Origin of the sequence: Micromonospora sp. NPDC049891, from assembly GCF_040660295.1 — a bacterium.
Taxonomy (GTDB): domain Bacteria; phylum Actinomycetota; class Actinomycetes; order Mycobacteriales; family Micromonosporaceae; genus Micromonospora.
Window position 1 is genome coordinate 20,699 of the sequence record NZ_JBFAML010000030.1, and the last position, 14,345, is coordinate 35,043.

Sequence of the window (14,345 nt, forward strand, 5' to 3'; positions counted from 1 at the left end):
GGAGCCGGGCGGGCGAATGCCAACCCGCCGACTCCGGCCGCCGCATAGTCTTCGGACCGAAGTAGTGTCACCCAGGCCGGTTCCCGGTGGGGGAGGAGGGGGTCGTGGGGAGGGAAGATTCACACTACCGTCCAGGTGGTTCCGCCGAGGGCGGTGACGACAAACCGCTGGCGAAGCCGGCCGGACGGGTGCCGGTGCCGGACGCGCAGGTCCTCCGGCCGCAACCGCCGACGCCACCCGTCGCACCCACGTCCATGAACCGGTCCGAGGCGAATCCGCCCTCGGCCGCTTCGCCGTCGGCGACGCCACCCAGGGGTACCGCCTCCGGCCGGGCCGTCGCGCCCGGTGCCGCCGTCCCGACGAGTCCGGCCGCCGGGCCTGGTGCTGCCGCCCCGACGAGCCCGGCCGCCCCGCCGACCGGATCGGCGTCCGTGCCGGTGAGTCCGGCGCCGGGAGTGTCAGCTGCCGGCACTCCGGGCCACCCGCCGACCGGTGTCGTGCCGCCACCGGTCGGCCCGTCACCGCGCCGACGGCTCCCCCTGGTGCTCGCCGCCGTGCTGGTGCTCGTGCTGGTCGCGGTGGGCCTGGTCGTGGTCCGGCCCGGGCCGGTGGGCCGCTGGTTGGGCGACGCGCCCGGGACACCTGTGGCCACCGAGGCGGTGGAGTCCGCGCCGCTCGCGGTGCTGGCCGCGGCGGACATCGGTGCACCGTCGCCGAGCGCGGCCGGGCTGCGTGTCGCGCTCGAACCGTTGATCGGCGACGCCGCGCTCGGCGGCCGGGTCAACGTGGCGGTGGCCGACGCGCTCACCGGGGAGGCGCTCTTCGATCGCGGCGGCGGTGAAGGGACCGTGCCGGCCTCGGTGACCAAGCTGCTGACCGCCGTGACGGTGTTGACCGCACAAGGCCCCGGCCATCGGATCCCGACCCGGGTGGTGGCCGGTGCGCAGCCTGGCGAGGTGGTGCTGGTCGGCGGGGGAGACCCGACGTTGGCAGCCGACGCGAAGGGCTTCTACCCGGGCGCGGCCAGCCTCACCGACCTGGCCGATCAGGTCCGTACGGCGCTGGGCGGGGTCGCACCCACGAGCATCGTCGTCGACTCCTCGCGCTACTCCGGTCCGGTGTACGGACCCGGCTGGGACGACGACATTCCCACCGGCGGCTACGGCGGGGCGATCACCGCACTGATGCTCGACGGAGCGCGTAAGGATCCGAAGGCTGGTCAGGGGTGGGCCGAACGGGTTGCCCAACCGGACCTGGTCGCCGGCCGTGCGTTCGCGAAACTGCTCGGGGTGCCGACCGACGCCGTACGCAAGGGCACCGCCCCGCCGGCCCCGACCGAGGCGACCGACCCGGCCGGCAGCCGCGAACCCGGCACCGAACTTGGCGTGGTGCAATCGCCGCCGCTGATCCGGCTGGTCGACATCATGATCAGCGAGAGTGACAACATCGTCGCCGAGGCGCTGGCCCGCCAGGTGGCACTGGCCCGGGACCGCCCGGCCTCCTTCGCCGGTGCTGCGGCGGCGATGGCTGAGGTGGTGTCCGAGCTGGCCCTACCGGCGAGTGGACTCGCCCTCGCCGACGGCAGCGGACTGTCCCGGAAGAACCTGATCAGTCCGGTCCTGCTGACCGAGCTGCTGGCCCTCGCGGCCAGCCCCGACCGACCCGAACTCGCCGGCATCTTCGGCGGGCTGCCGGTCGGCGGCTGGTCCGGCACCCTGCGCGACAGGTACGGCGCGGCGCCCGGTACGGCCGCCGGTGCCGGTGTGGTCCGCGCCAAGACCGGCACGTTGACCCGGGTGCACGCCATCGCGGGGGTGGTGACCACCGCCGAAGGACGCCTGCTCACCTTCGCCGTGCTCACCGACGACGTGCCGCCGGACGGGATGGAGCCGGCCCGGGCGGCGCTGGACAGGATCGCCGCCGCCCTCGCCGGCTGCGGCTGTCGCTGAGCGGTCGCGCCACCGGTCGGAAGGCTGCTCACGCCCTGGTGGAGCAGGTCGCGGCCGACCCCGCCACGGTCCGTCGCGGGGCCGGCCGACGGACCGGTACCGCGCCGGCCCGCCGGGTGGGGTGTCGCGGCGCGGGTACGGTGGGTTGCATGGCGCAGTTCGTGGACTGGGATCTGGCCACCGCGACGGCGGGGGCTCTGGGCAAGTCGGGCCCCCGGGTGACGTACGACGAGGCCACCGCTGTGGTTTCCGAGCTGCGCCGGTTGACCGACGAGGCGGCCGGGCACGTCGCCGACTACACCGGGCTGACCTCGCAGGTCACTCATCCACCGGTGCGGGTGGTCGACAGGCGTGACTGGGCGGCGGCAAACGTGGCCGGCCTCCGCGAGGTGATCACCCCGCTGGTCGGCCGACTCTCTCAGGACAAGCAGCCAGGTGCGCTCACCGAGGCGATCGGTTCCCGGGTGACCGGGGTGCAGGCCGGCACCGTGCTCGCCTACCTCTCCGGCCGGGTCCTCGGGCAGTACGAGGTCTTCTCCGCCGACCCGGGGCAACTGCTGCTTGTCGCGCCGAACATCGTCGAGGTGGAGCGCAAGCTGGGCGCGGATCCGCGCGACTTCCGGCTCTGGGTCTGTCTGCACGAGGTGACCCACCGGACACAGTTCACCGCCGTGCCCTGGATGCGGGCCTACTTCCTCGGTGAGGTGCAGGCGTTCGTCGACGCCGCGCAGGGTGGCGAGCACCTGCTGGAGCGGCTGCGCCGGGGGGTGAGCACCCTCGCTGACGCGGTCCGTGACCCGCAGAGCCGGTCCAGTGTGCTGGACATCGTGCAGACCCCGGGGCAGCGGGCCGTGCTGGACCGGCTCACCGCCCTGATGACCCTGCTGGAGGGGCACGCCGAGTTCGTGATGGATGGCGTCGGCCCGCAGGTGATTCCGAGCGTGGAGCGGATCCGGGCCGGCTTCAACCGGCGGCGCGAGGCCGGCAACCCGGTGGAGAAGGCGATCCGGCGGCTGATCGGCATCGACGTCAAGATGCGGCAGTACGCCGAGGGTCGCAAGTTCGTCCACGCCGTGGTGGACCGGGTCGGCATGGCCGGCTTCAACCGGGTCTTCGAGTCGCCGCTGACCCTGCCCCGGCTGTCCGAGCTGAGCGAACCGGACGCCTGGGTGGCGCGGGTGCACGGGCCGGTCGGCCCGGTGCCGACCGCCGGCTGAGCGCGTCGCCGCACCGATGGCGCCGCTCGCCCCGCCGGTGGCCGCGATCCGGATCGCGGTCCGTCGTGCCCTGGCCGACCTGCCGACCGATGGTCCGGTGCTGGTCGCCTGCTCGGGCGGCGCCGACTCGCTCGCCCTGGCCGCGGCCACCGCGTTCGTGGCACCTCGGGCGGGCCGCGCCGCCGGGCTGGTCACCGTCGATCACGGGCTGCAAACCGGGTCGCGGCGCCGGGCCGAAGCGGTGGCGCGCTGGGCGGAGGAGGCCGGTCTGGCGCCGGTGGAGGTGGTCCGGGTCGAGGTCGCCGGCCGGTCCGGTGGTCCCGAGGCGGCCGCCCGCGACGCCCGCTACCAGGCGTTGGCCGAGGTCGCCGGGCGGCACGGCGCTTCGGCGCTGCTCACCGGCCACACCCGCGACGACCAGGCCGAGACGGTGCTGCTCGCGCTGGCGCGGGGCGCCGGCCCGCGTGGACTCGCCGGCATGCCGGTCCGCCGGGACCTGGCCGGCACCCCCCTGGTACGACCGCTGTTGGAGATCGGGCGGGCGGAGACCCGCGCCGCCTGCACGGCCCTCGGACTGGCGACCTGGGACGACCCGCACAACAGCGACCCGGCGTACGCCCGCTCCCGGGTCCGGGCCGACGTGCTGCCGGTGCTGATCCGGGCGCTCGGTCCGGGCGTGCTGGACAACCTCGCCCGGACCGCCGCGCTGGTGGCGGCGGACAACGCGGTCCTCGACGAACTCGCCGACACGGCGTTGAGCCAGGCCCGGCATCCCGACGGTGGACTGGCCACCGGTGCGCTGACGGGCCTGGCACCCGCGGTGCGCGGTCGGGTGCTGCGCGCCTGGGCTCACGAGCTGGGTGCGCCGCCGGCCGCACTGTCGCATCGTCACATCGCCGCGCTCGACGCATTGGTCACGGCGTGGCGTGGCCAACGGGCCAGCTACCTGCCGGGCGGGCTGCGGGTGCTCCGTCGCGCCGACCGGCTGGTGCCGGAGGTACCACCGGCGACGCCGACCGGCCGGGTGCCGGCACCTCAGGCAGCGGGGACCACGCCCGACGAGGCGGTCGTCGAAGGATGATCCAGCCCCGGCAACCGCTGTACGCCCCGCGTGCCGCCGTGGCCACCAGCCAGCCGCTGGCCGCCGCCGCCGGCCTGGCCGTGCTGCGGCGCGGTGGCAACGCCGTGGACGCCGCGCTGGCCACCGCCAGCACGCTCACGGTCGTGCAACCACCCTCCAACGACATCGGCGGTGACCTCTTCGCCATCGTCTGGGACGGCGAGCGGCTGCACGGCTTGAACGCCTCCGGTCGATCGCCCGCCGGGCTGACCCGGGACCTGGTGCTCGCGGCGACCGGCGGTCGAGGTGCCGAGCCCGCCGACGCGCTGGGAGGCGCACAGGCGGTCGGCCCGGCGATGCCGGCCCGGGGCTGGTTGCCGGTGACCGTGCCGGGGGTGCCGGCGGGCTGGCGTGACCTGCACGAACGGTTCGGATCGCTGCCGTTCGCGGACCTCTTCGCCGACGCCGTCGGCTACGCCGAGCAGGGGTACCCCGTCTCCACCGCGACCGCGGCGGCCTGGTCCCGGGCGGTCGCCGGGCACGCCGGCCTGACCGGTCCCGAGTACGCGGAGTTCGGGCGGGTGTTCGCACCTGGCGGGCGGGCGCCCCGAGCGGGCGAGCGATGGCGCAACCCGGACGCGGCACGGACGCTACGACTGATCGCCGACAGTCGGGCGGCGGAGTTCTACCACGGGCGCATCGCCGCGGCGCTTACCGAGCACGCCGCCCGTACCGGCGGGTTGCTCACCGCGGCCGACCTGGCCGCCCATGCCAGCGTCTGGGTCGATCCGGTGTCGGTGCGCTACCGGGGCCACGAGGTCTGGGAGCTGCCACCGAACGGGCAGGGCCTGGCCGCCCTGCTCGCCCTGGGCATCCTGGACGGTTTCGACCCGGCCGACAGGTCGCGGTGGCTGCACCGGCAGATCGAGGCGGTCAAGCTCGGCTTCGCCGACGCGCACGCCCACGTCGCCGATCCCGACCTTGCCCCGGTCCCGCCCGGGCTGCTCAGCCCCGAACACCTGGCGCGGCACCGAGCGGCGGTCACCGAGACGGCGGCCGACCCGGTGGCCGGCGCACCGGAGCGCGGTGGGACGGTCTACCTCTGCACGGCCGACGAGGGCGGCATGATGGTCAGCCTGATCCAGTCCACCTACCTCGCCTTCGGCTCGCACGTGGTGCTGCCCGGGTACGGCTTCGCGCTGCAGAACCGCGGTCTCGGCTTCCGGCTCGACGCGGGCCACCCCAACGTGGTCGGCCCGGCGAAGCGGCCGTACCACACGATCATCCCCGGGTTCCTGACCCGACAGGGCGCGCCGGTGGGGCCGTTCGGGGTGATGGGCGGGCACATGCAGCCGCAGGGTCACGTCCAACTGGTCTCGGGGACCCTGGACGCGGGTCTCGACCCGCAGGCGGCGCTGGACGCCCCGCGCTGGTACTGGCATGCGGGGCGCTCGCTGCTGGTCGAGGAGCAGCTGACCGTGGGGCCCGACGGCGCGGCCCTGGTGGCCGACCTGCGGGCCCGGGGCCACCAGGTGGTCGTCGCGCCCGATCCCACGGTCTTCGGCCACGGCCAGGCGATCTGGCGACGCGCCGACGGGGGTTACCTCGTCGGTTCCGAGTCCCGGGTCGACGGCGGCGCCGGAGGCTTCTGACCCCGCGCGACCGTCCGACCGTCCGGTCAGCCGGTGAGCGTCCGGTCGCGAAACGTGGTGCGGTAAGCCTGTGGGGTGGCACCCACCCGGCGGGTGAAGTGGTGCCGCAGGGCGGCGGCGTCGCCGAAGCCGGCCCGATCGGCGACCGCCTCCACGGTCAGCGCGGTGTCCTCCAACAGCCGGCGGGCCAGCAGCACGCGTTGGTTGGTCAGCCAGTCATGCGGCGTGGTGCCGGTCTCGGCACGGAACCTGCGGGCGAACGTCCGGGGCGCCATCCCGGCGCGTGCGGCCAACTCGTCGACGGTGGTCTGCCGGTCCAGATGCCCCATCAGCCATTCAAGCACCGGTTCCAGGGTGGGCGCCTCCGGTGCCTTCGGGATCGGCGCCTCGATGTACTGGGCCTGTCCGCCGTCGCGGTGCGGTGGCACCACCATCCGTCGGGCGAGCCGGGTGGCGGTGGCCGAGCCGTGCTCCTGGCGGACCAGGTGCAGGCAGGCGTCGATGCCGGCGGCGGTGCCCGCGCTGGTGAGCAGGCGGCCGTCCTGCACGTATAGCGAGTTGCAGCGCACCCGGGCGCTCGGGTGCCGGCGCTGCAACTCGTCGACGTGTCGCCAGTGGGTGGTGCACTCCCGGCCGTCGAGCAGTCCCGCCTCGCCCAGCAGGTACGCGCCGGCACACACACTGAACAGGTACGCACCCCGGTCGGCGGCCCGCCGTAGCGCCTCGTGGACCTCGGCCGGGGCGGTGGTGGCGGGGTCGTGTGCCGGTACGGCCACCAGGTCCGCCTGCTCCAGCGGTGCCAGGTCGGCGTTGGGCACCAGGTGAAAGCCGGCCGAGGTACGTACCGGGGCCCGCTGGGGTCCACACACGTCGAAGCGGTAGCCGGGCAGCCCGTCGGCGGTGCGGTCGGTGCCGAACACCTCAGCGAGTACGCCGAGTTCGAACGGAGCGACCCCGTCCAGGACGAGTACGGCGACTGAACGAAGCATGTGACGAGGGTAACCACACGAGTGGCAGGAAATCGAGCAGGACTGGCATCACTGCCACTGTCCGGAGGCTGGCGGGGTGCGCAGACTGACAGGTGTCCGGTGCGCACCGGCGGCGACACGACAACCGCAGACGTCAGAAAGCGAGCGCCGCCATGGGTTTCCTGTTCTTCCTGCTCTTCTTCCTCTCCCTCGCCCTGCTGTCCGCGCTGGGGCTGACCGCCGACAGTCGTGACTCCGCGGACTGGAAGCCCTCCGACGGAGGCCGCAGGTGGCAGTCCCACTCCTGCTGAGGTGAATGTTCCATTCATCCGAAAAATCACCGGGCGGGGTCGCCCCGAAACGGGCGGCCCCGCCGACGGCGAACCCGGGGCGTACGGCAGGCTAGGGACATGGCTGACGGCTCCTGGTACGACGCCGACATCGACCACGTGATCATTTCTGAGGCGCAGATCCGCGAGAAGACCGCGGAACTGGCCAAGCAGGTCTCCGCGGACTACGCCCACGTCTCCGACGGGCTACTGCTCGTCTGCGTGCTCAAGGGCGCGGTCATGTTCATGGCCGACTTCGCCCGGGCGCTGGGCCGGCACGGACCCCCGGCCGAGCTGGACTTCATGGCCATCTCCTCGTACGGGCAGGGCACCACCTCCTCCGGAGTGGTGCGCATCCTCAAGGATCTCGACCGGGACATCGCCGGTCGGCACGTCGTCGTCGTGGAGGACATCGTCGACTCCGGGCTGACGCTGTCCTGGCTGCTGCGCTATCTGGAGTCGCGGTCGGCGGCGAGCGTCGAGGTGGTCGCCCTGTTCCGCAAGCCGGACGCGGTAAAGGTGACGGTGCCGGTCAGGTACGTGGGTTTCGACATCCCGACCGAGTTCGTCGTCGGGTACGGGCTCGACTTCGGTGAGCGCTACCGGGAGCTGCCCTACGTGGGAGTGCTCAAGCCGGAGGTCTACGCCCGCTCCTGACCACGCCGGTACCCGTCGCGTCGCGCCGTCACCAGGCCACCGGCCCGGCCGCCACGCCGCCCGCCCGGTGCCGTCTCCGGGCGCGCCCACCCGACGTTCAGCCGACTTTCAGCTGATCGGACTACCTTTGACGACGGTGACCCGGGGATCCGACTCCGGGCCACGTCGGCTGACATCCGGTTCGCCGTGCGCGTAAGTGCTGGGCTCGCCAGCTCATATCGGTCTCGCACGGTGTACCGTCGAATGACCGTGGCGCGGCAATCGCGCCCCGGGGTCGAGGCCGGCCCGCACGGCGGCTCCGGCAGCCGCCCAGGCGGCGACACCCACAGTCGGTCAGGACGTCGATCAGGAGGATGCGGGCGTCTCGGCGCTCGACAACAGCATGGAACGTACGCGTTTCTTCCGCCGACCGGTGTTCTGGGTCATCCTGGTCATCCTCGGCGCCGTCGTGCTCAGTCAGTTGTTCACCGGTGGACCCAGCTACCACCGGGTGGACACGTCCGTCGCGCTCGACCAGCTCAACAAGGGCGGCATCGAGAAGGTCGTCTTCCAGGACAAGGAACAGACGATCCAGCTCGAGCTTGCCGAGGAGACCGAGTTCGGCGACACCACCACGAAGCTGATCGAGGCCCAGTTCCCCTACGAGGTCGGCAACGAGGTCTGGAACCAGGTCCTCGAGGCCAAGGCCAACAACCGGGTCACCGGGCCGGCGGACACCGAGGTGTCGTCCGACAGCATCTGGGTCAGTCTGCTTGTCAACCTGCTTCCCATCGTGCTGCTCGTGCTGCTGCTGCTGTTCTTCATGTCGCAGATGCAGGGCGGCGGCTCCAGGGTGCTCAACTTCGGCAAGTCCAAGGCGAAGATGATCACCAAGGACACGCCGAAGACGACGTTCGCCGACGTGGCGGGCTCCGAGGAGGCTGTCGAGGAGCTGCACGAGATCAAGGACTTCCTGCAGAACCCGGCGAAGTACCAGGCGCTCGGCGCGAAGATCCCGAAGGGCGTGCTCCTCTTCGGCCCGCCCGGTACCGGTAAGACGCTGCTCGCCCGGGCGGTGGCCGGCGAGGCCGGGGTGCCGTTCTACTCGATCTCCGGTTCCGACTTCGTGGAAATGTTCGTCGGTGTCGGTGCCAGCCGGGTCCGCGACCTGTTCGAGCAGGCCAAGGCGAACGCACCCGCGATCGTCTTCGTCGACGAGATCGACGCCGTCGGCCGGCACCGTGGTGCGGGTATGGGCGGCGGCCACGACGAGCGCGAGCAGACCCTGAACCAGCTCCTCGTCGAGATGGACGGCTTCGACGTCAAGGGCGGCGTCATCCTGATCGCCGCCACCAACCGGCCGGACATCCTCGACCCGGCGCTGCTGCGCCCGGGCCGGTTCGACAGGCAGATCCCGGTCGACGCCCCCGACATGGAAGGCCGCAAGGCCATCCTGCGGGTGCACGCCAAGGGCAAGCCGTTCACGCCCGACGTCGACCTCGACTCGGTGGCCAAGCGGACGCCGGGCTTCAGCGGCGCCGACCTCGCCAACGTGATCAACGAGGCGGCCCTGCTGACCGCCCGCAAGGACCAGCGGGCCATCTCCAACGACTCGCTCGAGGAGTCGATCGACCGCGTGATCGCCGGCCCGCAACGGCGCACCCGGGTGATGAGCGACCAGGAAAAGAAGATCACCGCGTACCACGAGGGTGGGCACGCGCTTGTCGCCTGGGCGCTGCCGCACGCCGCACCGGTGCACAAGGTGACGATCCTGTCCCGCGGTCGCTCCCTGGGCCACACCCTGGTGCTGCCCACGGAGGACAAGTACACCCAGACCCGCGCCGAGATGGTCGACACCCTGGCCTACGCGCTGGGCGGCCGGGCCGCCGAGGAACTCGTCTTCCACGAGCCCACCACCGGTGCCGGCAATGACATCGAGAAGGCCACCGCACTGGCCCGCGCGATGATCACCCAGTACGGCATGAGCTCCAAGCTCGGTGCGATCAAGTACGGCACCAGCGGGGACGAGCCGTTCCTCGGTCGCAACATGGGCCACGAGCGGGACTACTCCGACGCGGTCGCGGCCGAGATCGACGGCGAGATGCGGGCCCTGATCGAACTGGCCCACGACGAGGCCTGGGAGATCCTGGTCGAGTACCGGGACGTCCTGGACAACATCGTGCTCGAGCTGATGGAGAAGGAAACCCTCTCCACCGCCGACATGGCCCGGATCTGCGCCCGGGTGGTGAAGCGTCCGCCGATGGCCCCGTACAACGGCTTCGGTAAGCGGCAGCCCTCCACCGAGCCGCCCGTGCTCACCCCGGCCGAGAAGGACGCGCTGAAGGTGCAGGCCGAGGCCGACGGCGCGCAGGCAACGGTTGGTGGCGTCAGCTCGAACAACTCCTCGGACGGTTCGCACTGAGCACCGACGACACGGCGGCCAGTTCCCCCCAGCGGGGACTGGCCGCCTCCGCCACCGAACCCGACACCGACGGCCTCGACTACATCGCCGCCCGGCTGATCAACGGCCGGCTCACCGGCCGTCCCGTCGAGGACACCATGGACCTCGGCCGGATCGAGAAGGCGGTCCGCGAGATCCTCATCGCGGTCGGGGAGGACCCGGACCGCGACGGACTCCAGCAGACCCCGGCCCGGGTAGCCCGGGCCTACGCGGAACTCTTCGCCGGCCTGCGCGTCGACCCGGCCACCGTGCTCACCACCACCTTCGAGGCCAACCACGAGGAACTGGTGCTGGTCCGGGACATCGACGTGATGAGCCTCTGCGAGCACCACCTGCTGCCCTTCCGGGGCAGTGCCCACATCGGCTACATCCCCGGCCCCGACGGGCGGATCACCGGGCTGTCCAAGCTGGCCCGGCTGGTCGAGGTGTTCGCCCGACGGCCCCAGGTGCAGGAGCGACTCACCTCGCAGATCGCGGACCTGCTGATGAAGCGGCTGGAGCCGCGTGGCGTGGTAGTCGTTCTCGAGTGCGAACACATGTGCATGGCGATGCGGGGCATCCAGAAATCCGGCGCCAAGACGATCACGTCCGCGGTGCGTGGCACCCTGCAGCGCGACGCCAAGTCCCGGGCCGAGGCGATGGCGCTGATCATTCGCTGACCGGACGGTCGCTCAGGAAGACAGCATCGCCAGCACGATCCCCGCGTTCACCACCACGGCCGGGACCAGGCAGGCCAGCGCGCCGAACCGTGGCGTACGGTCCACCCGCTCCCCGGGACCGGGCGGGAAGCAACGGCCCACCGCGAGCCAGCCCAGGCCGAATGCGACAGCCGGTGCCGGCAGCCCCACCAGTAACGCCAGGGCGGTCACCGCGCCGGTGCCGGCCAGCAGGAACACCACCACCAGAAGCACCGGAACGAGCAGCCCCAGCGGCCCGTACACCAGCAGGTTGCGCGGGCGGGACGGCCAGTGCGCGACCCGGGGCAGGCCACGGGCGGCAAGCGTGTCGTCCGCGCCGACGGCCCACCGTCGGGCCTCCCGCAACGCTGCCAACACCGCCGCCGGACCGCCGCTCATCGACCGGGTCGCCTCGGCCACTTCCGGCGGTGTCGGCACCAGCGAGATCGGTGGTACGCCCAGCTCGCGTAACCGGCTCTCCTGCGGCGCCAGCCGGGTGCGTACCCCGGTCAGCTCCTCCCGGGCGGCCTGGACCGCGCGGGCCTGCTCGCCCGCAGCGGTCGCCGCGCCACGGCGTACCCCGTCGAGCTGCCGGGCCGCGGCCAGGTAGTCGGCCCACGCGGTCCGCACCGGATCCCCCGGTGTGCCCGCCGTCCGCTGCCGAACCGGCCCGGTTGCCGTGGCCGGGGACTGATCGAGAGTCATTCTGGTTCCCCCTCCGCGCTGCCCGGCACGTCGTACGGAACCAGCACCACGCCGCGCTCTCCCGGCCCGTCCCAGAGCACCACGCGGTCGGGCCGGGGTCGCCACTCCACCGGGCGGCCGAAGACCGGGGTGAGCTGAGCCCCCGGCACACCCGCCACCGCCACGGCAGTCAGCTTGTCCACCGTCTCGTCCGGTTCCACGAGCGTCGCGAACGACGGCACCGTCCGCCACCAGCCGAGCAGATGCTGACCGGCCGGCGGCCCGTCACGCAGCAGGGCCCGCAGCCTGGCCGGCGGCAGCTGGTCGGCCGGTGCCACATCCAGCCCGAAGACAACCAGGTACGCCGGCTCACCGGCGTCCGCCACGGCGATCAGCCCGGCCAGGTCCACCCGGTCAACCTGGTGGTGTTCGGCCAACTCCGCGGCGAGAGCGTCAGCCAACGGCGCTGCCTCGGCATCCGGTGCGGCGACCACGAACCGCGCCGTACCCTCCGGGTGGTGCGCCGCCGTGCTGTGGGCGGCCGTCGCCAGCAGGCGGCACGCGGCAGGTCGTGGACCGAGAACCGCGAGGTTGCGCCCCGCCGCCGGCCCGAACGGCACCGCCGCGGTGCTCCGCGCGACATCCACCGCCCGTCCGAGCAACGCGGCCGGGGCCAGCGACTGCCCGGCGACCGCTGCCCGGTAGCGGGGATCGTTGCTCAGCAGCGGGCGCGCGTACCCGGCGAAAACGACTGGTGGCGTCGCGTTCGGCGGGCGGGCCGTGAAGAGCCGGTGGCGCAGCCCGGTGACCGCTTCCGGCTCGTCCGCTGGGTCGGGGAACCGGACCATCCGTTCATGACCACGGATCGCCCCCCGTGGACCGCCGAGGCCGCCGGCGGTGTTCACCACCGCGCTGCCGACCGGTAGACCGGCCGCGGCGTCGTTTCTGGGTTCCAGTACCGCCCCGCCACCAGGCAGCGCCACCCGCACCGGGAACTGGCCCAGCAGCGAGTCCCGCTGCCCACCGTCGGAACGGGTGCCCAGGCCCAGGTCACCCTCGCCGGCCAGCACCAGATGCACACCGTACGCCCGCCCGGTCCGGGCCAGCGCGTCCAGCCGGACGGCCGCCTCCGCCGCCAGGCGGTCCCGTTCGGCGAAGAGCACCGGCAGGTTCTCCAGCACACAGACCACCCGGGGCAGCGGGCGATGTCCGCGCAGCTCGGCGAAGCGCTGCCCACCAGCGCGTGCGGACGCCTCCGCACGTCGATGCACCTCGGCCGTCAGCTGGTCCAACAGGTCCAGCACGTACTCCCGATCGGCGGCCATCGCGGCCGCCCGGACCTGCGGGATCCAGGACCGGTCCCGCTCGGTCTGCAGAAACTCCGCAAAGGACTCACCGTCGCCCAGGTCCACCAGATACAGCGACAGCTCGTCCGGGCCGTACCGGGCGACGAGACCGAGCAACGCCGTGGTCAGGAAGGTGGACCGGCAGCCCCGCGACCGGCCGCTGACCAGCCAGTGCGGGGTCAGTTCGGTGAAGCCGAGCGAAACCGGTCGGCCGCCCGCGTCCCCGACGGTGCTGCTCAGCCCGTCCGTACCGGTCGCCTGCCACAGCTCGTCCGACGGCGGCAGCAGGTGCGACAGGGAGAGCCGACTGCCCGCCTCGATCTGGGCGGCGATCCGGCGGCACACGGTGTCGACAAGCTCGGCCGGCGGATCCGGGTCGACGAAGACCGGAGAGTTCAGCCCCCCGTCGGTGCCACCGCCGGCGAACGCCGCGCCCGGCGGATCGCCGAGCAAGGCGTAGGCCGTCCGCATCGCCAACGGCGTGGCCCTGGGCAGTGCGGCCCGGCCGGTCGGCGGCCACCCCGCCACCACCAGGTGCAACCCGGCCGCCGGCCCCTGCTCGGCGAGCGCCTCGATCCGCGCCAGGTCACCTGGGCGGTGCGGTTCGGGGAGCGCGGCCAGCACCAGCAGCAGCGAGCGGTCGTGCCGACGAGGGCCGGAGGCTTCCGGTGCCACCCACCGCTCCGCCTCCGTCAGCACCGCCTGCAGACCCTCGGTGTCCGTGGCCGGCGGGGCCAGCACCCCGGCGTCGCCGAGCGCCGCGAACGGCGCCAGCGCGACACCCGTGGCATCCACTGCTCGTACCAGCAGCGCCCCCGCCGGTGTCGCCGCCAACAACCGCAGCAGTACGGCCCGAAGCAGCCCGACGACCCGTGGGTCGTGCGCGTCGGCGTCCACCACGAGGTGGCCGCTGCCGAACATCGGCACCAGAGCCGGGAAGCGCGCGTCGTCAAGCGGGGCGGCGGTCCCCACCCGGACGAACGGCGGCGGTGTCTCCCCGGCGGGATGTGCTGGATCGACAGCGTCCAGCGTGGACCCGGCCCAACCGGGAGCGAGCGTGGTGGCCGCTTCGCGTAGCCGCTCGGCCAACGCGTACTGGCGGCGCTGGTCAGCCGGGACGGGACGGGTCTCGTCGAGGGTCGTCGTCGCCGCCGCGACCGTCGCGGCGGCTCGGCGGTGCAGCGCGGCGGCGCGGAGCGTCCGTGCCTTCGGACCGCCCACCGTGTCCACCCCCTCCGCCCGAGGTCGGCACCCACTCGCCGGGCAGAAACGACGGTATCCCAGCGAGGCCTCCACCTCCGGGATGCGCGGCGGTGCTGCGCCGGTGTTGTCGCGGATCTCACCCATCGGCAGTGTTCCGTCACGA

Annotated in this window: 11 protein-coding genes and 1 pseudogene; 8 read left to right on the plus strand and 4 right to left on the minus strand. The window is 73.0% G+C overall.

Annotated features, from left to right (window positions below; all coding sequences use genetic code 11):
* Positions 1-124: 124 nt before the first annotated feature.
* Positions 125-472, minus strand: a complete 348-nt coding sequence (locus tag AB0I71_RS27310) for a hypothetical protein (RefSeq protein ID WP_357589332.1) — start codon at positions 470-472, stop codon at positions 125-127.
* 25 nt (positions 473-497) lie between these two features.
* Here AB0I71_RS27310 and dacB point away from each other — a divergent pair, with 25 nt between their 5' ends.
* The 4 genes and pseudogenes from dacB (at position 498) to AB0I71_RS27330 (ending at position 5,878) form a co-directional block, all read left to right on the plus strand.
* Entirely contained in the window at positions 498-1,949 is a 1,452-nt protein-coding gene (gene dacB, locus AB0I71_RS27315) for a D-alanyl-D-alanine carboxypeptidase/D-alanyl-D-alanine-endopeptidase (protein WP_357589334.1), read from the plus strand.
* 149 nt (positions 1,950-2,098) lie between these two features.
* Entirely contained in the window at positions 2,099-3,166 is a 1,068-nt protein-coding gene (locus AB0I71_RS27320; protein ID WP_357589336.1) for a zinc-dependent metalloprotease, read from the plus strand.
* Positions 3,167-3,182: 16 nt separating this feature from the next.
* Positions 3,183-4,154, plus strand: a pseudogene (gene tilS, locus AB0I71_RS27325) (tRNA lysidine(34) synthetase TilS); the annotation flags it as partial.
* Between the two features lie 89 nt (positions 4,155-4,243).
* Entirely contained in the window at positions 4,244-5,878 is a 1,635-nt protein-coding gene (locus AB0I71_RS27330) for a gamma-glutamyltransferase family protein (RefSeq protein ID WP_357589338.1), read from the plus strand.
* A gap of 26 nt (positions 5,879-5,904) precedes the next feature.
* Here the strand turns inward: AB0I71_RS27330 and AB0I71_RS27335 are convergent, their stop codons facing one another.
* The gene (locus AB0I71_RS27335) at positions 5,905-6,867 is read right to left on the minus strand and encodes a helix-turn-helix domain-containing protein (protein ID WP_357589340.1); all 963 of its coding nucleotides are present in this window, start codon (positions 6,865-6,867) and stop codon (positions 5,905-5,907) included.
* Positions 6,868-7,019: 152 nt separating this feature from the next.
* On the opposite strand from AB0I71_RS27335, the gene AB0I71_RS27340 reads away from it, so the two are divergent.
* The 4 genes from AB0I71_RS27340 (at position 7,020) to folE (ending at position 10,931) form a co-directional block, all read left to right on the plus strand.
* The gene (locus AB0I71_RS27340) at positions 7,020-7,157 is read left to right on the plus strand and encodes a hypothetical protein (RefSeq protein ID WP_357589342.1); all 138 of its coding nucleotides are present in this window, start codon (positions 7,020-7,022) and stop codon (positions 7,155-7,157) included.
* 99 nt (positions 7,158-7,256) lie between these two features.
* Entirely contained in the window at positions 7,257-7,832 is a 576-nt protein-coding gene (hpt, locus tag AB0I71_RS27345; protein ID WP_164448636.1) for a hypoxanthine phosphoribosyltransferase, read from the plus strand.
* Positions 7,833-8,214: 382 nt separating this feature from the next.
* Complete coding sequence (ftsH, locus tag AB0I71_RS27350; RefSeq protein ID WP_357589345.1) at positions 8,215-10,233, plus strand: ATP-dependent zinc metalloprotease FtsH; 2,019 nt, start codon at positions 8,215-8,217, stop codon at positions 10,231-10,233.
* Positions 10,234-10,271: 38 nt separating this feature from the next.
* A complete protein-coding gene (gene folE / locus AB0I71_RS27355; RefSeq protein ID WP_357589426.1) occupies positions 10,272-10,931 on the plus strand; it encodes a GTP cyclohydrolase I FolE in 660 nt (219 codons plus the stop codon).
* A gap of 12 nt (positions 10,932-10,943) precedes the next feature.
* Here the strand turns inward: folE and AB0I71_RS27360 are convergent, their stop codons facing one another.
* Positions 10,944-11,654, minus strand: coding sequence for a hypothetical protein (locus AB0I71_RS27360; protein WP_357589347.1), 711 nt, complete (start codon positions 11,652-11,654; stop codon positions 10,944-10,946).
* Complete coding sequence (locus tag AB0I71_RS27365) at positions 11,651-14,209, minus strand: FtsK/SpoIIIE domain-containing protein (RefSeq protein ID WP_357589428.1); 2,559 nt, start codon at positions 14,207-14,209, stop codon at positions 11,651-11,653. The genes AB0I71_RS27360 and AB0I71_RS27365 overlap by 4 nt, the downstream gene beginning before the upstream one ends.
* Positions 14,210-14,345: the final 136 nt, after the last annotated feature.

Excerpts from the sequence above, each read along its gene's own strand:
- AB0I71_RS27320 (WP_357589336.1), top strand. The coding sequence starts at position 2,099 with ATGGCGCAGTTCGTGGACTGGGATCTGGCCACCGCGACGGCGGGGGCT.
- ftsH (WP_357589345.1), top strand. The coding sequence starts at position 8,215 with ATGGAACGTACGCGTTTCTTCCGCCGACCGGTGTTCTGGGTCATCCTG.
- AB0I71_RS27335 (WP_357589340.1), bottom strand. The coding sequence starts at position 6,867 with ATGCTTCGTTCAGTCGCCGTACTCGTCCTGGACGGGGTCGCTCCGTTC.
- AB0I71_RS27330 (WP_357589338.1), top strand. The coding sequence starts at position 4,244 with ATGATCCAGCCCCGGCAACCGCTGTACGCCCCGCGTGCCGCCGTGGCC.
- AB0I71_RS27340 (WP_357589342.1), top strand. The coding sequence starts at position 7,020 with ATGGGTTTCCTGTTCTTCCTGCTCTTCTTCCTCTCCCTCGCCCTGCTG.
- hpt (WP_164448636.1), top strand. The coding sequence starts at position 7,257 with ATGGCTGACGGCTCCTGGTACGACGCCGACATCGACCACGTGATCATT.
- AB0I71_RS27360 (WP_357589347.1), bottom strand. The coding sequence starts at position 11,654 with ATGACTCTCGATCAGTCCCCGGCCACGGCAACCGGGCCGGTTCGGCAG.